This window comes from Mesorhizobium sp. M0772, assembly GCF_040320135.1.
Lineage (GTDB): Bacteria > Pseudomonadota > Alphaproteobacteria > Rhizobiales > Rhizobiaceae > Mesorhizobium.
This window is the reverse complement of the sequence record NZ_JAMYPB010000072.1, coordinates 1-20783: the sequence shown is the minus strand read 5'-3', so window position 1 is coordinate 20783 and position 20783 is coordinate 1. Positions and strand designations below refer to the sequence as shown.

General features: G+C 63.3%; 24 protein-coding genes. 14 read left to right on the top strand and 10 right to left on the bottom strand.

Annotated features, from left to right (window positions below; all coding sequences use genetic code 11):
- Window positions 1-111: 111 nt before the first annotated feature.
- Window positions 112-1137, bottom strand: a complete 1026-nt coding sequence (locus NKI06_RS28720) for an ABC transporter substrate-binding protein (protein ID WP_023706271.1) — start codon at window positions 1135-1137, stop codon at window positions 112-114.
- Between the two features lie 61 nt (window positions 1138-1198).
- On the bottom strand, window positions 1199-2032 hold the full coding sequence (locus NKI06_RS28715; protein WP_050593863.1) for an inositol monophosphatase family protein: 834 nt from the start codon (window positions 2030-2032) through the stop codon (window positions 1199-1201).
- A gap of 218 nt (window positions 2033-2250) precedes the next feature.
- On the opposite strand from NKI06_RS28715, the gene NKI06_RS28710 reads away from it, so the two are divergent.
- The 3 genes from NKI06_RS28710 to NKI06_RS28700 all read left to right on the top strand — a co-directional run bounded on the left by NKI06_RS28710 (window position 2251) and on the right by NKI06_RS28700 (window position 5945).
- Window positions 2251-3270: a LacI family DNA-binding transcriptional regulator gene (locus NKI06_RS28710; RefSeq protein WP_031208759.1), complete on the top strand. Its 1020-nt coding sequence runs from the start codon at window positions 2251-2253 to the stop codon at window positions 3268-3270.
- A 37-nt stretch (window positions 3271-3307) separates the two neighbouring features.
- Window positions 3308-3493 carry a hypothetical protein gene (locus NKI06_RS28705; protein WP_023684018.1) on the top strand — a complete coding sequence of 62 codons (186 nt, stop codon included), beginning with the start codon at window positions 3308-3310 and terminating at the stop codon, window positions 3491-3493.
- A gap of 85 nt (window positions 3494-3578) precedes the next feature.
- Window positions 3579-5945, top strand: a complete 2367-nt coding sequence (locus tag NKI06_RS28700; RefSeq protein ID WP_352987783.1) for a response regulator — start codon at window positions 3579-3581, stop codon at window positions 5943-5945.
- On the opposite strand, the gene NKI06_RS28695 is transcribed toward NKI06_RS28700, so the two are convergent.
- The 6 genes from NKI06_RS28695 to NKI06_RS28670 all read right to left on the bottom strand — a co-directional run bounded on the left by NKI06_RS28695 (window position 5921) and on the right by NKI06_RS28670 (window position 11201).
- Window positions 5921-6673: a Stf0 family sulfotransferase gene (locus NKI06_RS28695; protein ID WP_023702766.1), complete on the bottom strand. Its 753-nt coding sequence runs from the start codon at window positions 6671-6673 to the stop codon at window positions 5921-5923. The genes NKI06_RS28700 and NKI06_RS28695 overlap by 25 nt on opposite strands.
- A gap of 79 nt (window positions 6674-6752) precedes the next feature.
- Window positions 6753-7889 carry a sterol desaturase family protein gene (locus tag NKI06_RS28690; RefSeq protein WP_352987782.1) on the bottom strand — a complete coding sequence of 379 codons (1137 nt, stop codon included), beginning with the start codon at window positions 7887-7889 and terminating at the stop codon, window positions 6753-6755.
- Between the two features lie 164 nt (window positions 7890-8053).
- Entirely contained in the window at window positions 8054-8605 is a 552-nt protein-coding gene (locus tag NKI06_RS28685) for a chloramphenicol phosphotransferase CPT family protein (RefSeq protein WP_352987781.1), read from the bottom strand.
- Window positions 8606-8619: 14 nt separating this feature from the next.
- A complete protein-coding gene (locus NKI06_RS28680) occupies window positions 8620-9477 on the bottom strand; it encodes a transglycosylase SLT domain-containing protein (RefSeq protein WP_027050792.1) in 858 nt (285 codons plus the stop codon).
- 3 nt (window positions 9478-9480) lie between these two features.
- Window positions 9481-10734: a flavodoxin-dependent (E)-4-hydroxy-3-methylbut-2-enyl-diphosphate synthase gene (gene ispG, locus NKI06_RS28675; protein WP_352987780.1), complete on the bottom strand. Its 1254-nt coding sequence runs from the start codon at window positions 10732-10734 to the stop codon at window positions 9481-9483.
- Between the two features lie 287 nt (window positions 10735-11021).
- Window positions 11022-11201, bottom strand: a complete 180-nt coding sequence (locus NKI06_RS28670) for a YdcH family protein (protein ID WP_023684024.1) — start codon at window positions 11199-11201, stop codon at window positions 11022-11024.
- Between the two features lie 239 nt (window positions 11202-11440).
- Here NKI06_RS28670 and NKI06_RS28665 point away from each other — a divergent pair, with 239 nt between their 5' ends.
- On the top strand, window positions 11441-11644 hold the full coding sequence (locus NKI06_RS28665; protein WP_023673103.1) for a YdcH family protein: 204 nt from the start codon (window positions 11441-11443) through the stop codon (window positions 11642-11644).
- Window positions 11645-11668: 24 nt separating this feature from the next.
- Here the strand turns inward: NKI06_RS28665 and NKI06_RS28660 are convergent, their stop codons facing one another.
- On the bottom strand, window positions 11669-12484 hold the full coding sequence (locus NKI06_RS28660) for an IclR family transcriptional regulator (protein WP_023698476.1): 816 nt from the start codon (window positions 12482-12484) through the stop codon (window positions 11669-11671).
- Between the two features lie 116 nt (window positions 12485-12600).
- Between NKI06_RS28660 and NKI06_RS28655 the strand changes: the two genes are divergently transcribed.
- The 8 genes from NKI06_RS28655 to NKI06_RS28620 all read left to right on the top strand — a co-directional run bounded on the left by NKI06_RS28655 (window position 12601) and on the right by NKI06_RS28620 (window position 19103).
- Window positions 12601-13470: a transporter substrate-binding protein gene (locus NKI06_RS28655; RefSeq protein WP_352987779.1), complete on the top strand. Its 870-nt coding sequence runs from the start codon at window positions 12601-12603 to the stop codon at window positions 13468-13470.
- A 69-nt stretch (window positions 13471-13539) separates the two neighbouring features.
- Window positions 13540-14205 carry an amino acid ABC transporter permease gene (locus NKI06_RS28650; protein WP_023693641.1) on the top strand — a complete coding sequence of 222 codons (666 nt, stop codon included), beginning with the start codon at window positions 13540-13542 and terminating at the stop codon, window positions 14203-14205.
- Window position 14206: 1 nt separating this feature from the next.
- Window positions 14207-14857 carry an amino acid ABC transporter permease gene (locus NKI06_RS28645; protein WP_023673107.1) on the top strand — a complete coding sequence of 217 codons (651 nt, stop codon included), beginning with the start codon at window positions 14207-14209 and terminating at the stop codon, window positions 14855-14857.
- Window positions 14858-14861: 4 nt separating this feature from the next.
- Window positions 14862-15656 (top strand): amino acid ABC transporter ATP-binding protein, encoded by a 795-nt coding sequence (locus NKI06_RS28640; RefSeq protein WP_023673108.1) that lies wholly within the window; start codon window positions 14862-14864, stop codon window positions 15654-15656.
- Between the two features lie 117 nt (window positions 15657-15773).
- Window positions 15774-16235 carry a RidA family protein gene (locus NKI06_RS28635; protein WP_023673109.1) on the top strand — a complete coding sequence of 154 codons (462 nt, stop codon included), beginning with the start codon at window positions 15774-15776 and terminating at the stop codon, window positions 16233-16235.
- Window positions 16236-16255: 20 nt separating this feature from the next.
- Window positions 16256-17461, top strand: a complete 1206-nt coding sequence (locus tag NKI06_RS28630) for an aminotransferase class V-fold PLP-dependent enzyme (RefSeq protein WP_031197096.1) — start codon at window positions 16256-16258, stop codon at window positions 17459-17461.
- A gap of 74 nt (window positions 17462-17535) precedes the next feature.
- Window positions 17536-18033 (top strand): 5-(carboxyamino)imidazole ribonucleotide mutase, encoded by a 498-nt coding sequence (purE, locus tag NKI06_RS28625; RefSeq protein ID WP_023822296.1) that lies wholly within the window; start codon window positions 17536-17538, stop codon window positions 18031-18033.
- Window positions 18030-19103 (top strand): 5-(carboxyamino)imidazole ribonucleotide synthase, encoded by a 1074-nt coding sequence (locus tag NKI06_RS28620; protein WP_023826713.1) that lies wholly within the window; start codon window positions 18030-18032, stop codon window positions 19101-19103. Before purE ends, NKI06_RS28620 begins: the two co-directional genes overlap by 4 nt.
- 38 nt (window positions 19104-19141) lie before the next feature.
- On the opposite strand, the gene NKI06_RS28615 is transcribed toward NKI06_RS28620, so the two are convergent.
- Window positions 19142-19570, bottom strand: a complete 429-nt coding sequence (locus NKI06_RS28615) for a lysozyme inhibitor LprI family protein (protein ID WP_023826712.1) — start codon at window positions 19568-19570, stop codon at window positions 19142-19144.
- 242 nt (window positions 19571-19812) lie between these two features.
- Here NKI06_RS28615 and ykgO point away from each other — a divergent pair, with 242 nt between their 5' ends.
- Both ykgO and NKI06_RS28605 read left to right on the top strand, forming a co-directional pair.
- The gene (gene ykgO / locus NKI06_RS28610) at window positions 19813-19938 is read left to right on the top strand and encodes a type B 50S ribosomal protein L36 (RefSeq protein WP_006327841.1); all 126 of its coding nucleotides are present in this window, start codon (window positions 19813-19815) and stop codon (window positions 19936-19938) included.
- 113 nt (window positions 19939-20051) lie between these two features.
- Entirely contained in the window at window positions 20052-20633 is a 582-nt protein-coding gene (locus tag NKI06_RS28605) for a tetratricopeptide repeat protein (protein ID WP_023711628.1), read from the top strand.
- The last annotated feature ends 150 nt before the right edge of the window (window positions 20634-20783 follow it).

The window sequence follows — 20783 nt, the reverse complement described above, 5'->3', positions numbered from 1 at the left end:
AATTGATCTTGCCGTGGCCGCGCTTAGTGGAAAAACCCCACGTTCGGGTCCCCCGGGTGCCGCAATGGCCCGCCGGCGATCAGATGCTAGAGTGAGCGCAAAAGAACGCGCTCAGCCGCCATTGCGGACCTCGTCGGTGAACTTCTTCAACAGTCGCTTGCGTTCGGCCGACGAGCCGTATTTGGCGAAGTCGTAGTCGATCAGCTTGATCTTCGAGAGGTCCGGCGCCTCGGGCGGCACCGGCGTGGCGGTGTTCGACGGGATCTGGAAGCTGCCGTTCGGCGCCGCGAGCTTCTGCGCGTCCGGGCTCAGCGCCCAGTCGTAGAATTTCTGCGCCTCTTCGACATGCTTGGCGCCCGTCACGATGCTCATCGAGCCGATCTCGAAGCCGGTGCCCTCGCAAGGCGAAACCACCTTCACCGCCGGGTTCTGCTTGGCCGCGTTGATGACGTCGTGCTGGAAGGAGATGCCGATCAGCGTCTCGCCCTTGCCGACGGCGAGTGCCGGCGCGGCCCCTGCCTTGGTGTATTCGGCGATGTTCTTGTTGAGCTGCTTGAGATAGTCGAATGCCTTGTCCTCGCCCATCAGCTGGACGATCGTGGCAAGCATGGTCCAGGCCGTGCCCGATGAATTCGGGTCGGCCATCTCGATCTCGCCCTGGAATTCCGGCTTGACCAGATCGGCCCAGCACGCCGGCGCGGTCAGCCCGCGCTGCTTCAGATCTTCCTCATTATAGCCGTAACCGAGCGCACCGAGATAAATGCCGACCGTGCGGTTCTTCGACCTGTCGGCCTGCTTCAGCGCCCAGTCGCGCAAGTTTGCCAGTTGCGGCGACTTGTATTCCTGGGTGAGGCCCTCTTCCGCCGCCTGCAGATGCGGGTCGCCGGTGCCGCCCCACCAGATATCGGCTTGCGGATTGTCCTTCTCGGCCCGGAGGCGGGCGTAGATTTCGCCGGCGCTCATGCGGGTCATGTCGACGCTGACGCCCGTCTCCTTCTGGTAGGTGGTCGCCATCGCCCGGCACCAGGCCTCGTCGACGGCGCAATACATTGTGAGGCTGCGGTCGGCCGCCTGGGCGGCACTCGCCAATCCGAACATGGCCAGCGCCGCGCCAAGGCCAAGCCAGGCGGCGCGCAAGCCTTGCTTACTGTCAAATGTCTTCATCGATATTCCTCCCTGTCTTCTCACTGGAAACGATCTACCCGTCGTCGAGCGGCACTCCGATCACCTGGGACAATGTCGCCGCAACGCCGGGTGCTGCCGCTAGCACGGGATTGCCCTTCGCCATGCCGTCGCCGTCGAGGAACCGGTTCACACGGCCGCCGGCCTCCTCCACCAGCAGCAATCCGGCCAGGCAGTCCCACGAATTGATGTGCAGCTCGGCATAGGCATCCGAGCGGCCGTCGGCCACATAGGCCAGCCCAAGCGCTCCGGAGCCGGAGCGCCGCACATTGGCGCCGAGTGCCCAGACAAGGCTCACCTTGTCCAGATAGTCGCGATTGGGAATCCTGGGCGACCAGCCGAACTCGACAAAGGCGCGGTCGAACGCTTGCGTCGGCGACACATGGATCGGCGCGCCATTGCGCGTCGCGCCCTGCCCGCGACGGGCAAAGTACGTTTCGCCGATGGCCGGATTGGCAATGCCGCCGATCTCGCTGCGGCCGTTCTCGACGAAAGCTATCGAAATGCAGAAATGCGGAATACCGCGCATGAAATTGGCGGTGCCGTCGATGGGGTCGACGACCCACATGCGGGCAGAGCCCATGCCACCGCCTTCCTCGCCCAAAAACCCGTCCTGCGGAAAAGCCTCTGCCAGCGTCGCGCGGATGTGCTCCTCGACCTTGCCGTCGGTTTCAGTGAGAAAATCCTGCGGGCCTTTCATCGCCACCGGCTGGACGGCGCCCTGCCGGGCATAGCCTTCCATCGCCAGTTGCCCGGCCGTGACAAGCAGTTTCCGGCAGACCTCGGCACGCCTGTCCATCTCGGCCTCGGACAGCCGGTCCGCCTTCGGATGCGCCGCCGCCCTGCTCATGCAGCCGGTCCGGACAGTCGCGCCCTCAATGCCGTCTTCGGCGAAATGGACAGGGTATTCCTCCGATGCCACTCTTGAGCCGGCTTGTATTGCACGGCTGTGCAAAGCTGTTGCATTCCGCCATGCCTGTCAAGTGCGGTGGGTGGCAATGGCAGAAGAGTTGCATTACATTGCACGGGCGTGCAAAGAATCACGAAAACAGCAGCGAGAGTGTTCGCTTGACGGTTCCGAGAATCCGCACCGGTTTTTCCAGCGCCCAGCAGGTTGCCGACCTCGCCGGGGTTTCGCGCTCGGCCGTGTCACGTACCTTCACGCCCGGCGCTTCCGTTTCCGGGGAAACCCGCGAACGGGTGATGCTGGCGGCCGAGCAACTCGGCTATCACGTCAACCATCTGGCTCGCGGCCTGATGCGGGCTTCGACCGGCATCGTCTGCCTCATCGTTGCCGATGGCGACACGCCCTATCATGCCCGCCTGCAGAAGGCGCTGACCCAACATCTGCGGGACGCCGGCAAAATGGCCATGGTGTTCAACACCTCCGGCCCCAGCCACCATGTCGACCAGGCGCTGCGCAACACGCTGAACTATCGCGCCGATGCGAGCATCGTTCTGTCCGGCTCGCCGCCGCAGTTGCTGATCCGCACCTGTCTTGAGAACGGCCAGCGGCTGGTGCTGATCAATCGCGATGACCGCTTCGACGGCCCGCACAATATCGGTGTCGACAACGCTGCAGCCGCAGAGGCAGCGCTGCATGCCTTCATCCGGGCCGGCTGTACCCGCCCCGCTTTGGTGACCTCGGCTGCCGGCACGCCCAGCCTGCTCTCCCGCGAAACCGCCTTCCTTACCGCCGCGCAGAAGGAAGGGCTGGAGGTGACCGTGTGGCGCGAGGGCCGCACCGGCTATGCCACCGGAGCCGATGGCGCCAGGCGGCTCTTTTCCGGCCGGCAGCGACCGGATGCGGCGTTCTGCGTGACCGACCTGATTGCGTGCGGCTTTCTCGATGCGGCCCGCCACGAGTTCGGCATCAGCGTACCCCGCGATCTCTGCGTCATCGGCTTTGACGACATTGAACAGGCCGACTGGGCCTCTTACCGGCTGACGACGTTCTCGCCGCCGATCGAGGAGATCGCCAGGCGCGCCGTGCGGCTCGCGACCGGCGCGCGGGAGGAGGCTGGCAGCCGTCTGATCTGCCATGCGCCCATGGTCTGGCGCAGCACGGTGAGGCCGGGCCAGGGCTGATGCGAAACATGTGCCGGTCAAGACGGGAAACGAACTGATGTCCAAGAAAAAGGCCAGGAAGACCCGCCAGGCGGCAAGACCGGTGGAGATAGCTGTAGGCCCCGAAATCCGGAGCATGATGCGCAAGTTTGGCCTGACCGAGGAAGAAGCACTGCGCATGATGCGCGAATGCGATGCCACCCTCTATGGCGCCAACTCCGGGCACGTGCAGCCAGGATCTTGACGGCCCGCCAAGCGCGAACGGAATTTTAATGTAAATCAAGCGTAATCCCGACCGTTAAAATGATGCGTATGTGTTGGGGTTGCGCATGCCGGAATATTCTTTCTTCATCCGCTCGATCCGGATCCGCTACATCTCGGGATTGCTCATCTTTGCGCTGGCTTCCACCGCGGTGATGTTTGCGCTCAATCGCGTCAATTCCTTCCGCCACGACATCGACGCGCTGAGCAGCAATCTCGTCGTCTTCACCCGCGACCTGCGCAACGCCTCCAGCTTTGCCGAAACCGCCAGCACGGCCTGGCGCACCGAAACCCGAGACGGCCTTGCCGCCGCCGCGCGCGGCCATTCGCAACGCCTGACCGGCGAGATCGAAACACTGTCCGCGGAGTTGGCCGCCATCAAGCCGAGCCTGTCGGCCAAAACGCTGGACGAACTCTCGTCGGCCGCCGTCAACGGCGACCTGTTCTGGTCGTCGCGTGACATCGTGCGCAACTTCAACCTGATGTCGGCGGCGCAACAGACCGACGAATGGAGCTCGCGCGAAATCCTCAACCAGAACGACCTGTTCGTCCAGCCGATGCTGGTGCGTGTGCGTACCGCCATGGATGGCGAACGCCATCTGGCCGACGCCTCCAGCGACAGGCTGCTGTTTTGGGCGAGCGGCCTTCTGTTCGCGGTTCTTGCCATCGTCGCCCTCTGGATCTTCCGGCCGATGGAAAAGGCGATCCGCCGCGCCTTCACCGAATCCGCCGCATCCTTGTTCAAGGCCGAAGCGGCCGACCGCGCCAAATCGGAATTCCTGGCCAATATGAGCCATGAGATCCGCACGCCGATGAATGGCGTGCTGGGCATGGCCGAACTGCTCGCCAAGACCGAGCTTAACGCACGCCAGAAGACCTTCACCGAAGTCATCGTCAAGTCCGGCAATGCGCTGCTCACCATCATCAACGACATCCTCGATTTCTCCAAGATCAATGCCGGTCAGCTGACGCTTGATCCTGCACCCTTCCGGCTTGCCGAAGCGGTCGAGGACGTGGCCACACTGGTGTCGGCGCGCGTCGCCGAAAAGAACCTCGAGCTGATCGTGCGTGTCGACCCGCGCCTGCCTGCCCATGTCGTCGGCGATGCCGGACGGTTCCGTCAGATCGTCACCAATCTGCTCGGCAATGCGGTGAAGTTCACCGAGAAGGGCCATGTGCTGATCGATGTCGGCGGCGAGGTGGTCGACGGCATGGTCCAGCTCAAGGTCCGCGTCGAGGACACAGGCATCGGCATTCCTGCCGAGAAGCTCGAGAACGTGTTCGAGAAATTCGCGCAGGTCGACGGCTCGTCGACGCGCCGCCATGAAGGCACCGGCCTCGGCCTTGCCATCGCCGCCCGCCTCATCGACCTGATGGGCGGCAAGATCGGCGTCGAAAGCGAGATCGGCCGCGGCTCGGTGTTCTGGTTCGCCGTGCCGCTGCCGGCGCATCAGCAGGACACGCGCAACGAGGTCGTGCCGGTCGATGTCACCGGCGCCCGCGTGCTGGTCATCGACGACAACCCGGTGAACCGCGAGATCTTGCTGGAACAGCTCAGAAGCTGGAGCTTCGACTGCGCGGCCGCCGAAAGCGGCGCCGTCGGCCTCGCCTTTCTAGACCGGGCCAGCCAGCTCGGTGCTGCGGTCGACTGCATCATTCTCGACTACCAGATGCCCGGCATGAACGGCGCCGATGTCGCCAAGGCGATTTCCGCCGACAGCCGTCTCTCCGCCATCCCGGTGGTGCTGCTGACCTCGGTCGATCAGGTCGATTTCGGCAAGATGGTCATCGATTTCGGCATCGCCGCGCATCTCACCAAGCCGGCGCGCTCGGCCATCCTGCTCGGCACCGTCATCTCGGCCATCCAGAAAGCGCGGGCCCAGATCGGCAAGGCCCAGTTCGTTCGCGAGCCGGTTGTCACGCAGGCGGCACCCGTGACGCCACCCGCCTTCACCGTCATTCGCGGCCCGGCAATTCCGGCGGCCACAGTGCCTGAATCGATCGCCACGCCAAACGGCCCGATCGATATTCTGATCGCCGAGGACAATGACGTGAACCAGCTGGTCTTCGGCCAGATCCTCAATGGGCTTGGCCTCAGCTACCGCATCGCCAGCAATGGCCGCACGGCCGTCGAGATGTACCGGGCGCTGCGGCCGAAGCTGATCCTCATGGACGTCTCCATGCCGGAGATGAACGGCTACGAGGCGACCCGCGCCATCCGGGCGGCGGAGGCAGCGAGTGGCAATCACACACCAATCATCGGCGTCACCGCGCACGCACTGAAGGGCGACCGCGACAAATGTATCGAGTCCGGAATGGACGACTATCTGCCCAAGCCGGTGTCGCCCGACCGCCTCGGCAGCAAGATCGGCACATGGCTCAGCGAAACGGTCGCGGTAAAGAGGCTTGATCAAATCGCCGCGTCCAGACGATAGCGGCGCATCCAGTCCAGACTAATCTCGTCCGAGAGCTTGGCGACGCCAGGCTTTATGTCGGCGGCATTCGGCGCCGGAACACCCAGGGCCTCGCAGATGGATGCCAATGCCGCTGCCGGATCGGCTGACAGGCGCTCATAGCCGATTCGCAGCGGGACGATCCCCTGCTCCGCGAACCAGACGTTCCATGCCGCGTCATAGGCTTCGAGTTCGGCAAGCTCGCGCTGGATCCGCTTGAAATCGTAGCGGGGTTCCTGCGGCGGTGCGACTCGTTCGATCTCGGTTCCGTCGGGCGCGATGTGCCAAAGCCCGGTCTGCTCGGCCTTGATCAGCGACACCGCCTGCGCCAGCTTGTTTTCGCGCGAAAGATGGATGTAGAGGACCCGCCCGAAGGCCTTTTCAAAGCGTGCTTTGTCCGATGGCAGGTCTGGGTAGATCCGGTCGAGGATGGCCGAGAGTTCACCCAGGTTCTCCCGCATCAGGCGCAAGCCGAAGACGGCCGTTCCGCCCTTTCCCGCGCTGATTGCCGCCTTGAGGTAGGCGACATCGAAGTCATGCGCGCTCATCGTCTCGGGATGCGGCAATTTCCACTCTTCGGCCCATTCCGCCTTGTCCTCCCGCCTATAGAAGGAGTGCGGATCGCCGGCTGTTTTCATCGATGCCAGCAGACCGCACAGCAATGTGCTTCCGGTTCTCGGCGTGCCGCAGATTATGTAGCCGTCACGCATCTGGGGGCTCTGTCGCTTGTCATGGATTGGGCTACCTCGCCAGGCGCGGTGACACGCGCGCTTCGCTAATGGATCCAGTCTAGCCGCGCCGGAAGGGATAGAGGAATTGCTGCCAGTATCCGTTCGGAACGGGATGTCCGTGAATGCCGTAGCCGTTCGGCCAGCGTCCTTCAGGCATATGGTGGGTACCGAACAGCCGGTCGAGCAGCGGGAAATGGATGGCGAAGTTTACGTCGATCGCTTCTTTCTCGAGGCCGTGATGCCAGTGGTGGTAACGCGGCGACACCAGCACCTTTTCGACTGGACCGAAACTGGTTCCGATGTTGGAATGGATGAAAGACGAATAGACGTAGACGATCAATATATACGTCTGGATAGCCGATTCATCGAACCCCAGCACGAACATCGGGGTGGCCGTCAGGCTGCGCAGCACGATAATTTCCAGGAAATGCATGCGCGCACCGGCAATCCAGTCCATCGACTTGGCGGAATGGTGCACGGCATGGAACTTCCACAGCCAGGGAATGCGATGAAAGGCCCGATGCACCCAATACTGGGCAAGGTCGGTCAGGAACATTACCGCCAGCAGTTGCACCAGCCACGGCAAGTCGTGGACCCAGGCGCGCACCGAACCAAGGGCGCCCTGCGCATTGACGAAGTTGGACGGCGCCAAGGTCAGGTAGGTCAAAATCTGCACCAGCAGCGATGAGACCAGATAGTAGAACAGGTCCTCGCGCCATTCGTCGCGGAACACGGTCTGATCCTTGTTGCGCGCGAAAAGACGTTCGAGCGGGACGAACAGCACACCCATGAACAAGGCGTTCAGGATGAAGAAATCGAGCCCGAAGAACACCCCGTCTATGTGCAGTTGATGGCGCACCGGAAGCATGCCGACCAGCGACGCCAGCAGCACAGTGAACATGGCTGCCGCGCCGAGCGTCTTTTGCCTGCGCAGCGTCATGCTGAGGATCGCCAGGATATAGCCGGAGATGAGGACGAAATAGAGCACCGGCTTGAAGAACAGCATCTGGTGGATGGGGGCCAGATCCGGCATCGATGTAAGCGACGGGTAGCGCAGCACGATGACCATCAGCAGGGCGGTGACCCCGGCAAGCAAGCCAATCGAGCCGGACAGCCAGCCAGAACCGAACGGCCGTTTGGCGCGCGGCGTTTCAAGTTCACCGACGACGCGTCTAAGGAAATTTGTCACCGGCATGATGTTCCCCCGTTAACGGCCCCAAAGGTCTCGCCGGAAATTTCCACCCGTCTTACTACAGCAAGGCTCATAAATATTAATCGACACGACTTTGCAGGCCAGAGACGGCTATCTGCGTTTTGGGCAATTGGTAAAAGCTGCGATCGTGTCAAAGACACCGGCCACTATAGTCGGAATCTTTCCTGGATGCGACGGGCGCATTCAAGCGGCGTCAGCCGGCTGGTGTCGACTTCGAGGTCGTAGTCCATGCCCTTGTGGACGCGTCCATATTGCCAGCGCGCCAGGCCCGGCAGCCTGTCGGCGCGCGCGGCCTCGCGCGCTTCCAGCACCTCCAGCGGCGCCATGACGCCGACCAGATGCAGGTCAAAGCTCGACAGCAACTCGACATACTCCGCTATCTCTTCATTGAAGATCACCTCGTCGACAATGAGATTGTTGCCTTGCCCGGCCATGGCGGCGATGGCATGGCGCATGCCGCGCATGGCTCGCGCGCCGACCAGCCCGCTCCTGATCACCACCGACGGCTTGCCGTCTTCCGGCACGGTCTCAAAGGAAAACCCGTCGGCATGATCCTGCAGCGCCGGCGGCAGCATGTCGATGAAAGCATCCATCTGGACATGCAGGAAGGGCTCGGTGGTGATTGTTTGCAGCGCCCTGGCGATCGAGCTTTTGCCGGCGCTGCCGACGCCATTAAGCAGGACGATTTTGGCCGTCATGTCGCCCCCTCGGCCTATCGGTTGCGCACGACGATACAGGCGCCGCCGACGCTTTGCAGTTTCTGGCAGATGACGTTGGCGGCGGCACGGTCGTCGACGCCGATCCTGACGGCGTAGATGCCGCGTCGGCCGATCGGCGTGCGCACCCGGCTGACCACCGGGTCACGACCGGAAAGCAGCGCCGGAAACCGGCTCCTGACCCTCAGCCACTGATTGATCGCCGCGCCCCTGCGGAAATTGCCGGCCACCTGGACGCCCCATGGCTTCACATTGATCGACGCCATCGCCACGGTTCTCGACATGATCACCGGCAGCTTGCGGCAGGCGACGGCAAAGCTGGTTTTCGCGTCGAGCGGCTCGACCGTCCCGGCGTAAGCGCTGTCGGAAAACTTGTCGACGGGTTCGCCCATGACGTCGAAGACATAGCTCTCTGTCTCCATCGGCAGGAAGCCGCCCGAACCCAGCCAGCGCGACACCCGGTTCTCGCCGGCATTGTAGGCGGCCGCCGCCAGGCCGAGATTGCCGTAGGCGAGCTTCATCTCGCCGAGATATTTCGCCGAAGCCGGGATCGCCTGGTCGATGTCGAAAGGATCGGCCAGCCCGCGCATCTTGGCGGTGCCCGGCATGAACTGGGCGATGCCTTCGGCACCGACCGGGCTAACCGCATTGGGATCGAAGCGGCTTTCTTTCCAGATCAGCCGGGCGAAGTAATCCTTCGGCAGGCCGTTCCGCTCGGCATGCGTCTCGATCAGGTCACAGACATGGCCGATCAATCGTTTCGCCGCCGAGCGCGATTGCGGTGGATCGGCAAGTGCCTGTCCGGCACTCAGCCCGCAGAGCAGGATCACACCGGCTTTGAGCAGCCCCCGCATGGCTCATTCGGCCGCGGCTTTGCCGTGCTGGCCAAACCGCCGCTCGATATAGTCGGCAACCATTTTTTCGAAATCGGCGGCGATCGACGGACCGCGCAGCGTCGCCGACTTCTTGCCGTCGACGAAGACGGGTGCGGTCGGCATCTCGCCGGTGCCGGGCAGCGATATGCCGATATCGGCGTGCTTGGATTCGCCGGGGCCGTTGACAATGCAGCCCATCACCGCGACCTTGAGGTTCTCGACGCCGGGATATCTCTCCCGCCAGACCGGCATGTTCTTGCGCAAATCGGCCTGGATGTTCTGGGCGAGCTCCTGGAACACGGTGGAGGTCGTGCGACCGCAGCCGGGGCAAGCGGCGACGATCGGCACGAACTGACGGAAGCCCATGGTCTGCAGCAGTTCCTGCGAGACCTGCACCTCGCGAGTGCGATCGCCATTCGGCTCCGGCGTCAGCGAGATGCGGATGGTGTCGCCAATGCCTTGCTGCAAGAGGATGCCCATGGCAGCCGACGAGGCGACGATGCCCTTCGAGCCCATGCCGGCTTCGGTGAGGCCAAGATGCAGCGCATGGTTGGAACGCGTGGCAAGCTCGGTGTAGACGGCGATCAAATCCTGCACGCCGCTGACCTTGGCCGACAGGATGATCTTTTCGCGGGCGAGGCCTATCTCTTCGGCCATTTCGGCCGACAGGATCGCCGACTGCACGATCGCTTCGCGGGTTACTTCCTGCGCCGTCAGCGGAAAGCCTTGGCGCTGGTTCTCGTCCATCAGCCGGGTGAGCAACTCCTGATCGAGCGACCCCCAATTGACGCCGATGCGCACCGGCTTGTCGTATCTGATCGCCATTTCGACGATCGCTGCGAACTGGCGGTCCTTCTTGTCCTTGAAGCCGACATTGCCGGGATTGATGCGGTATTTGGCCAGCGCCTCGGCGCAGGCTGGATGGTCGGCCAGCAGCTTGTGCCCGATATAGTGGAAGTCGCCGACCAGCGGCACATTGATGCCGAGCCGCTCGAGCCGTTCGCGGATGCGCGGCACGGCGGCGGCGCTCTCGTCACGATCGACGGTGATGCGCACGATCTCGGAGCCAGCGCGATGCAAAGCCGCAACCTGCGCGACGGTCTGGTCGATATCGGCCGTGTCGGTGTTGGTCATCGACTGCACGACGACCGGCGCGCCGCCGCCGACGACCACGCCGCCGACATCGACGCCGACCGATGTCCGGCGCGCAAAGGGGGAGGAAAAATACCCGGTCATGCCGGCAGCCTCTTGATCACCCGAGCGACACACGTCCACGTCGACGCACGCTCAATCAGCTATCAGCGCATAGCGCTGAGGTTCGGGCATGAGGTGGAGGAGCAAAGATGGCTTGTCAATGGCGACAGACAAGCAGAGCCGCCAAATCGCAGCAGCGCGGCGACCCCACAGACGGGTTTCGCCGGCCAACAGTATGGGAATTAGTAGCAAAAACAGGCCTCCGGCGGCATGTCGCCACCGGAGCGATAGTCACGCGCCAAGGCGGCGCGTCTAATCCTGGAAGGGCGTCAGTGTCTCGTCGGTTTCGCCTTCAGTTTTTCAATCTCGTCCTTGAGTGCCAGCTTGCGTCGCTTCAGATTCACGATTTCGAGGTCGTCGACCGATGGATGGTTCATCGCATCGTCGATCTCGCGTTCGATATCACCGTGTTTCCGCTGCAACTCATCAAGATGGGATGCAAGAGACATGATTGGTTCTCCCTTTCATGGTTTCCTCGATTGCAGCCGTCAAAGGCACGTCCACCGCAGGTCGCATCTGTGACGGCACCATGACAGTCTGCCACCATCCGGCTGCGATGTCGAATGCTGCGTGGTAGCATTCCACGACAATGTGATATGTGATATTGGCTGCGCGCCGGCGGCAATTGATGCCGCCCCCGCCCAATCATGCCCATTGCCGGGCGCCGCAGACATGCAGACGGTAGAGAATGTCCGACCAGGAAAAGGCCGATGTCCGCCTCGAATTTTCCCGCCTGAAGCAGGAGCATGCCGATTTCGACGCGGCCATCAATGCGATGATCGCCATGGGCTGCGACCCCTTGCAGATCCAGCGCATGAAGAAGAAGAAGCTTTTCCTCAAGGACCGGCTGATGGCGCTGGAAGACAAGATCATTCCGGACATCATCGCTTAGCCGACGGCCTCGGGGCCTAACTGCTCACCCCGCTATCGACAGCCGCGCCGCGCGATGGCGCAGCAACGTCAGCAATTCGTCGGTCTTCTCCGCTGAAGTGTCGATCGGCACCACCAGGCACATCGTCGCCTCGACCTTGCCGGCGGCCGCGAAGACAGGGGCGGCCAGGCATTTGGTGTAGGCGTCGACCAGCCCCGAAGTGATGCAATAGCCGGTCGTTCTGGCCGTCGCGATATCGGCAACGAAGTCGTCGAACTGCAGCCTGCGGCCGTCGGGCAGCAAAAGGTCGTCTTCCGAGACCATGTCCTGGATGGCGGCCCTTTCCAATCCGGCCAGAAGCAGCCGCCCCGATGCCGTCCATGGCAGCGGGATCTGCAGGCCGGTGGCCGAGCTGATGCGGAACGGCCTGGTGCCGGGGCTGGAATGGACGATGGTATAGCGCCCGCTTTGCAGCATGCACAATTCGGAGGTCTCGCCGGTCTCGCGCGACAGATTGTCGACCTCCTGCCGGCCCCGCCTAAGCAGGTCGTTGCCCCTGACATAGTCCATTCCATAGAGGTAGAGCTTCTTGCCGAAATAGACCCGGTTGCCGTCGCCCTCCATCTCCAGGAGACCCGCATCGACCAGCGAACGCACCAGCGTATAGGTGGTGGAGCGCGGCGCATTCACCCCCTTGGCGAGATCGCCAATGCCGATGGCGCGCTGCGTAACATGCAGGAAGTCCAGGATCTCCAGCACCCGGTTGAGGCCCTTCTCGCGCGAGCCGGAGGTCTTGTCGGGCGTCGGGCTCCCGGCTGGACCAAGCTCCGCCCGATCCGTGAGTCCATTGCTGTCTTGCATAACTGATTCCTGATGTTAGTATCTGTCTTGTATAGGATACATGTGTCTATTGTAAGAGACAATCAGGTCGGCGACACGTGTGTCTGTAAGGGGAACTCAAACAACAGGAGGTCGCAGTGAACGACGCATCCAAGCGAGATTTTCTGAAACTAGGCAGGGCCGGGCTTGCAACGGCGGGCGTGATGACCGCTGTCAGCGCCGAAAAGGCGGCGGCACAAGCCGCATCCGACAGCGTTCTGCGCACCGCGCTTGACCGCGGCAAGCTGATCGTCGGCACCGGCAGCACCAACGCGCCATGGCATTTCGAAAACGATGCCGGCGAGCTGGTCGGCATGGACATCACCATGGGCCGCATCCTGGCCAAGGGTCTGTTCGACGATCCGAGCAAGGTCGAGTTCGTCATGCAGGATCCGGCGCAGCGCATCCCCAATGTCACCACCAACAAGGTCGACATTACCATCCAGTTCATGACCATGACCGCGCAGCGCTCGCAGCTGATCCACTTCTCCAGGCCATACTATGTCGAGGGCGTCGCCCTGCTGACGCTGCCGACGGCGGAAAACAAGACCTTCGACAAGCTGCTCGCCGGCGGTTCGGCGACGCGCATCTCGATCCTGCAGAATGTCGATGCCGAAAGCTCGGTCCATTACGCCCTGCCGGAGGCGCAGGTGCTGCAGATCGACACCCAGGCCAATGTGCTGCAGGCACTGGAATCGAAACGCGCCGATGCCGCCGCTGTCGATCTTTCAACCGTGCGCTGGCTGGCCTCGCGCAACCCCGACAAATATTTCGATGCCGGCAAGAGCTGGTACTCGATGCTCTACGGCGCGGCGGTCAGGCAGGGCGACCTGGACTGGCTGACCTTCGTCAACCAGACCTTCACCATCGCCATGTTCGGCCATGAGACCGCACTCTACGACGCCGCCTTCAAGGACTATTTCGGCCAAGAGCCGCCGGCCCGCCATCCCGGTTTCCCGGTTGTCTGACAAGTGCTGGCGGAAGGGTTAGCCCTTCCGCCTTCTAGTTCGCATCCCCTTGGTTATTGCGGGAGACGCATGGGCTATACGCTCAACTTCAACCTGATCTGGCGCCATTTCGACAAGCTGTGGGGCGGCCTTCTGCTCAGCCTCGAGCTTGCCGTGATTTCGATTGCCATCGGCGTCGTCATCGGCCTGGTGCTGGCGGTCTGGTATGTCTCGGCCGGACGCGTGGTGCGCGCCATCATTGCGGCTTACGTCGAATTCATCCGCAACGTGCCGCTGATCCTGCTCGTCTATCTTGTCTTCTACGGCCTGCCGACGGTGATCGACGTCGCCTACGACGCGCCGACCTCGTTCGTGCTGACGCTGTCGGTCTATAGCGGCGCCTATCTGGTCGAGGTGTTCCGCTCCGGCCTGGAAGCCGTGCCGCGCGGCCAGCTCGATGCCGGCAAGGCCATCGGCCTGACGCCCTGGCAGCGGCTGGTTCATGTGCGCCTGCCGACCATGCTGCGCATCACGCTGCCGGCGCTGTCCAACACCTTCATCTCGCTGTTCAAGGACACGTCCATCGCATCGGTCATCTCGGTGCCCGAGCTCACCTTCGGCGCCCAGTGGATCAACTTCAACACCTTCCGCATTGTCGAGGTCTATCTGGTGACGACGGCGATGTATCTGGTGACCGGTTACACCCTGCTGTTCGGACTGCGGCTGGTCGAACGCCGGTTCAGGGCTGCGCGCTGACATGCTGAGCCAGATCCTCTACGCCGTACCGTTCCTCGCCCAGGGCTTCGCCATCACCTTGTGGGTGTCGCTGCTGGTCGTGGTGCTGTCGCTGATTGCCGGCGTCGCGCTCGGCGTCAGCCTGGTCTACGGCCCGGCGCCGCTGCGCTGGGCCGTGCGCATCTTCTCCGACACCATCCGCGGCATCCCGATCCTGGTGCTGATGTTCTTCGTCTATTACGGCCTGCCGGCCATCGGCCTGCATCTGCAATCCTTCTCGGCGGCGGTGCTGGCGCTGACCTTGTTCAAGACGGCGCAGGTCATTGAGTATCTCCGGGGCGCCGTCGGCTCTATTCCCAAGGGCCAGTCAGAAGCGGCGATGGCCATTGGGCTGACTTTTCGCCAGCGGCTCACCTACGTCATCTTTCCGCAGGCCTTCCGGCGCTTCCTGCCGCCCTGGATCAACGGCGTCACCGATGCGGTCAAGGGCAGCGCCCTGGTCTCGCTGCTCGGCATCACCGACCTGATGCAGGCGATCAACCAGGTCATCGGCCGCACCTATGAGGCGATGCCGCTCTACATCCTCGGCGCCTTGATCTATTTCGCCGTCAACTATGCGCTTTCCTACGCCAGCCGGCGGCTGGAACGGCGCTTTGCCTTCATCCGGGACTAGCACGATGGCCACAAGCTCGAACGACAATGCTGCCCTTCTCGACATTGCCGGGGTCTCGAAAGCCTTTGGTTCGGTCGAGGTGCTTCGCTCGGTCAGCCTCAAGGTGGACAGGGGCGAGGTGGTCACCGTCATCGGCCCTTCCGGCAGCGGCAAGACCACCCTGCTGCGCTGCGTCAACTTTCTCGAAAGCTACGACTCAGGCTCGATCCGCATCGACGGCAAGGAGGTCGGTTTTCGTGAGGCCGGCGCGCGCCAGCGGCGCAGCGAGCGCGACCTTGCCAATATGCGCGCCGAAACCGGCATGGTGTTCCAGAGCTTCAACCTGTTTCCGCACCTCACCGCCGCCGGCAACATCATGCTCGGCCTCACCAAGGTGCGCGGCAAGAGCAAGGCCGAGGCGCGCCAGATCGCCGAGCATTGGCTGAGCCGCGTCGGCCTCGCCCACAAGGCCGACAGCCTGCCGGCGGAACTCTCCGGGGGCCAGCAGCAGCGCGTCGGCATAGCGCGGGCAGTCGCCATGGAGCCAAAGATCCTGCTGCTCGACGAGATCACCTCCGCGCTCGATCCCGAATTGGTCGGCGAGGTGCTGGCCGTTGTGCGCAGCCTGGCCGAAGACGGCATGACCATGGTGATGGTCACGCACGAGATGGCCTTCGCCCGCGACGCTTCGAGCCGCATTGTCTTCATGGCCGATGGCGGTGTCAGCGCTGTTGGCCCGCCGAAGGAGATCCTTGCCGAAGAGACCACCAATGAGCGCCTCCGCTCTTTCCTGGCGCGCTTCCGCGCCTCCCATTTCTGACATGGGCGGCCCAAAGCAATTCCAGGAGAAGTGTAAGCGGTTTTCCCGGGAAAAGCGCGAAGCGCTTTCCCCTGGGAATTGCGTAAAACAACAGGCCGGCCCAAGGAGAATTCTTCCATGACGCCTTACATCCGGCTCGCCGAACTCGGCCTGACGCTGCCCGAGCCGCCGACACCGATCGCCAATTTCGTCACCCATGCGGAAAGCGGCCGGCTGATCTTTCTTTCGGGTCAAGGGCCGCTGCGCGCCGACGGCACGCTGTGCACCGGCAAGGTCGGCGAGGACGTCACCGTCGAGCAGGCCTATGAGCATGCCCGCCTCACCGGCCTCAACCTGCTCGCCGTCATGCACGCCGCCGCCGGCGATCTCGGCCGCATCGTGCGCGTCGTCAAATTGCTCGGCTTCGTCAATGCGACGCCGACCTTCAGCGACCACCCGAAAGTGGTCAATGGCTGCTCGGACCTGTTCGCCAGCGTCTTCGACAAGATCGGCGGCCATGCCCGCTCGGCGATCGGGGTCGGCTCGCTGCCTGGAAACATCACCGTCGAAATCGAAGCGGTCGTCGAGATCGCCGCCTGACCGTCAAGGGATTGCTGAACATGAAAACCTATTCCGACACCGGCTCCAACACCACGATCCGTGAACGGCTGGGACTGCGGCCGATCATCAACGTCTCCGGCACGATGACGACGCTCGGCGCCTCGATCATCGTTCCCGAGGCGATCAGCGCCATGGCCGAGATCGCCTCGCAATGGGTGGAGATGGACGATCTGCAGCGCGCCGCAAGCGTGATCACCGCCCGCCTCACCGGCGGCGAGGCCGGCTTCATCACCGCCTGCTGCGCCTCAGGCATCACAATGGCGATCGCCGGGGCGATGACCGGCACCAATTTGCTGGCGATCGAACGGCTGCCCGACGATACCGAAGGGCTGAAGTCCGAAGTCGTCATCCAGCTCGGCCATATCGTCAATTACGGCGCACCGATCGACCAGTCGATCCGCGTCGCCGGCGCCAAGGTCATTCCGGCCGGCACGGTCAGCGTCACGCAGGATTATCATGTGCGCGAGGCTATCAACGAGCGCACGGCGGCGGCGCTCTACGTCGTGGCGCACCACACCGTGCAATACGGCATGCTTTCCCTTGAGGAATTCTGCGATATCTGCCACGCCAGGGGCGTGCCGGTGATCGTCGATGCGGCTTCCGAATATGACCTGCGCAGCTTCCTGGCGCGCGGCGCCGACATCGTCGTCTATAGCGGCCACAAATTCCTTTCGGGGCCGACCAGCGGCATCGTCACCGGCCGCAAGGATCTCGTCCGCGCCGCCTATCTGCAGAACCGCGGCGTCGCCCGCGCCATGAAGGTCGGCAAGGAAAGCATCGCCGGCACCATCGCGGCGCTCGAAGCCTGGGAAAAGCGCGACCATGCCGGCATCCGCCGACGCGAGGAAGCGGCGCTCCATCTATGGAGGGATTCGCTGCAGGGAATACCCGGCATCGTCGCAAACATCATTCCCGACCCGACCGCCAATCCGCTCGACCGGCTGCAGATCTTCGTCTCCCCCGAAAGCCGCTTCAGTGCCGCCGGCCTCGCCTCGGCATTGGCGGCCGGATCGCCGCCCATCATCGTGCGCAACCACGAAGTCGAGCGTGGCCATTTCTTCCTCGACCCGTGCAACCTGCACCCAGGCGAGGCCGAGATCGTCGCCGAACGCCTCCGCGCCGTGCTCACCGCGGCCGACAGGCCGGCGGATGCGATGAGACAGCCGCGAAAGGATTCATCCGGCGCCCTGCGCTGGCCGGACTAGGCTGCGGCGGCCGCCATCCTTGCGGGCCAGCCCGAATTCCGCTAAGGCGCGCCTTTACCGCCGGGAGCATGCGCTTGACCGACCACCGCGCCGACGTCGCCATCATCATGGGCAGCCAGTCCGACTGGGCGACGATGCGCCACGCCGCCGAAACGCTGGAGGCGCTGGGCATTCCGCACAAGCGGCTGATCGTCTCCGCCCACCGCACCCCGGACCGCCTCTATGATTTCGCCAAAGGCGCCAAGGCGGCCGGCTACAAGGTGATCATCGCCGGCGCCGGCGGCGCCGCCCACCTGCCCGGCATGACGGCGGCGATGACGCCGCTGCCGGTGTTCGGCGTGCCGGTCGAATCGAAGGCGCTGTCAGGCCAGGATTCGCTGCTCTCCATCGTCCAGATGCCGGCCGGCATTCCGGTCGGCACGCTTGCCATCGGCAAGGCGGGTGCGGCCAACGCCGCCCTTCTGGCGGCCGCCGTGCTGGCGCTGAACGACGAAGAAATTGCCGCCCGCCTGGATGCCTGGCGCGCCGCCCAAACCGCCAGGGTCGCCACCGAACCGACGGATGCGCCGTGAGCCTGCCCGCGGGATCGAGCATCGGCATTATCGGCGGCGGCCAGCTCGGCCGCATGCTGGCTGTTGCCGCAGCGCGCCTCGGCTACCGCACAATTATCCTCGAACCGCAGGCCGATTGCCCGGCGGCTCAGGTCGCCAACCGCCAGATCACCGCCGCCTATGACGATGCGGACGCCCTTGCCGAACTGGCGGCAGTCAGCGCCCTCGTCACCTACGAATTCGAGAATGTGCCGGTGGCGGCCGCCGGCGCACTTGCTGCCAAGGTCCCGGTTTATCCGCCGCCGCGAGCGCTGGAAGTTGCCCAGGATAGGGTGGCGGAGAAGCTATTCCTGAACGGCATCGGCATCAGGACAGCGGATTTCCGCTCCGTCGACAATGACGACGAGCTGACGGCGGCGCTGAGAGAGTTCGGTGGCAGCGGCATCTTGAAAACCCGCCGCATGGGCTATGACGGCAAGGGCCAGCGCGCCTTCCGCAACATGGAGACGGGCGGCTTTGCCGGCACATGCGAGACCATGGGCAATGTGCCGCTGATCCTCGAATCCTTCGTCGCTTTCGAGCGCGAAATCTCGGTCATCGCCGCGCGCGGGCTGGACGGCGCGGTCGCCGCCTACGATCCGGCCGAAAACGTCCACCGCGACGGCATCCTGCATACCTCGACCGTGCCGGCCCAGATCAGGCTGGAGACGGCGGCGACGGCACAGGGGTCGGCAGCGAAAATCCTGTCGGCCCTCGACTATGTCGGCGTCATCGGCGTCGAGTTCTTCGTTCTTGCCGATGGCACGCTGCTGGCCAACGAAATGGCGCCGCGCGTGCACAATTCCGGCCACTGGACGGAAGCCGCCTGCATCGTTTCGCAGTTCGAGCAGCATATCCGCGCCATTGCCGGCCTGCCGCTGGGCAACCCTGGCCGGCATTCAAACTGCATCATGGAAAATCTGATCGGCGACGATGTGCTGCGGGTGCCCGCTTTGCTCGCCGAGCCCGATCTGATGCTGCATCTCTACGGCAAGGCGGAAGCGCGCCCAGGCCGCAAGATGGGCCATTTCACGCGCATCAGCCGTAGCTAAGCCATTCCAGCACTTTGCGTGAGGGCGTGGATCGAGCCCTATTGCAGCTCGTCGTTCAGATCCCCGTCCTCGTCGGGGCTGGCGCAACTCGCATCGCCTTCCCTACAATTGGCGCCCGCGGTGAGCTGTTTGATGCGCTGGTCAGTCAGTTGGGTCAGGCATTGTGAAACCTCCATCGGATGGATGGAGCCGCCCTCGCTGTCTGTCGTCGTATAGGCGCATTCGGCGTCGCGGAAGGCGATCCAGGCGCGTTGCGCGACCTGCAGCAGCTTCCTGCTCTTGTCGTCGTTGTGACCGACGAGATCCTTGTAGGCCTGGTTGAGCTTGGCATCTGCCGCCTGATAGTCCTCGCCGGCGCAGATGTTCATCATCTGCTGGCTGTCGTCGTTGCGGTCGCATTCCTGCGCCTGCGCGGTGGATGCCGCTGCCACAACGGCAAGGCAGGCGGACACAAACAACAGGCGCATGGAGGTCTCCAAATCGGCTTGCGGGTGCCGCACCATTCCAGCCCGCCTTCGGCCGCGCAATGGCGTGGAGCCGAGATGGCGGATATTTGATTGCCAAAGCCATTCTCGGCCTCTATCCAGCACGCTTGCGGTTGACACGGGCAAGGCTCCTCGTTTATGAGCCACCGCAAGTTCAAAGGCGCGCTTTTCAGGCGCGCCTTAATAATTCGGCCCGGACAGGGCCCAGACCGACGGGCAAGACCATGAAGATCAAGAATTCGCTCAAGGCGCTGAAGGCGCGTCACCGCGACAACCAGTTGGTTCGCCGCAAGGGCCGCGTCTACATCATAAACAAGACCGCTCCGCGCTACAAGGCGCGCCAGGGCTGAGCGTTCGGCCGGGGGCTCGTTGCCTCCGTCCATATGATGGTAATTGCCTGGTTTCAGGCACTTTCACGCTAATTTCAGTTTGACGATCCGCCGTCCGGGGTTAGATTCCGGTGATGCGGATTCTTTTTGCATTTTTGGCGACCCTGTTTCTTTTCGGCGTCGCTCCGGCGTCGGCGGACGATCCGCCGGCAAAGCCGCCGGTTGCCCTGACTAGGGAAGCCAGGCTCGACCAACTGTTTGCCGAGCTGAAGCGCGAGCGCAACGAAAAGGCGGCCGAGCGCATCGCCGGGCGCATCTGGGGCGAATGGTTCCAGTCCGGCAGCGCCTCGATCGACCTGATGATGCAATGGTCGCAAAAGGCGATGGACGACCAGAAGTTCGACGTCGCCCTCGACTTCCTCGACCAGGTCGTCGTCCTGCAGCCAAAATATGCCGAAGGCTGGAACCGGCGCGCCACCGTGCATTACATGATGAAGAATTTCGGGAAATCGATGTCCGACATCGACCAGACGCTGCAGCTGGAACCACGCCATTTCGGCGCGCTTTCCGGCCTGGCCCAGATCATGGCCGCCACCGGCCACAAGCAATCGGCGCTCGAAGCCTGGCAGAAGGTGCTTACCATCTATCCGATGATGCGCAGCGCCCAGGACCAGGTCGCGGCAATTTCGGAAGAGCTTGCCGGCGAAGGAATTTGATTAGGCAGTAGGAATCAGGGATTAGTCAGTAGTCAGTAGTCAGTAGAGAAGATTGGTGAGACGCCACCTCCCTACTCCCTACTCCCTACTCCCTACTCCCTACTCCCTACTCCCTACTCCCTACTCCCTACTCCCTCCACCCCGTATCTC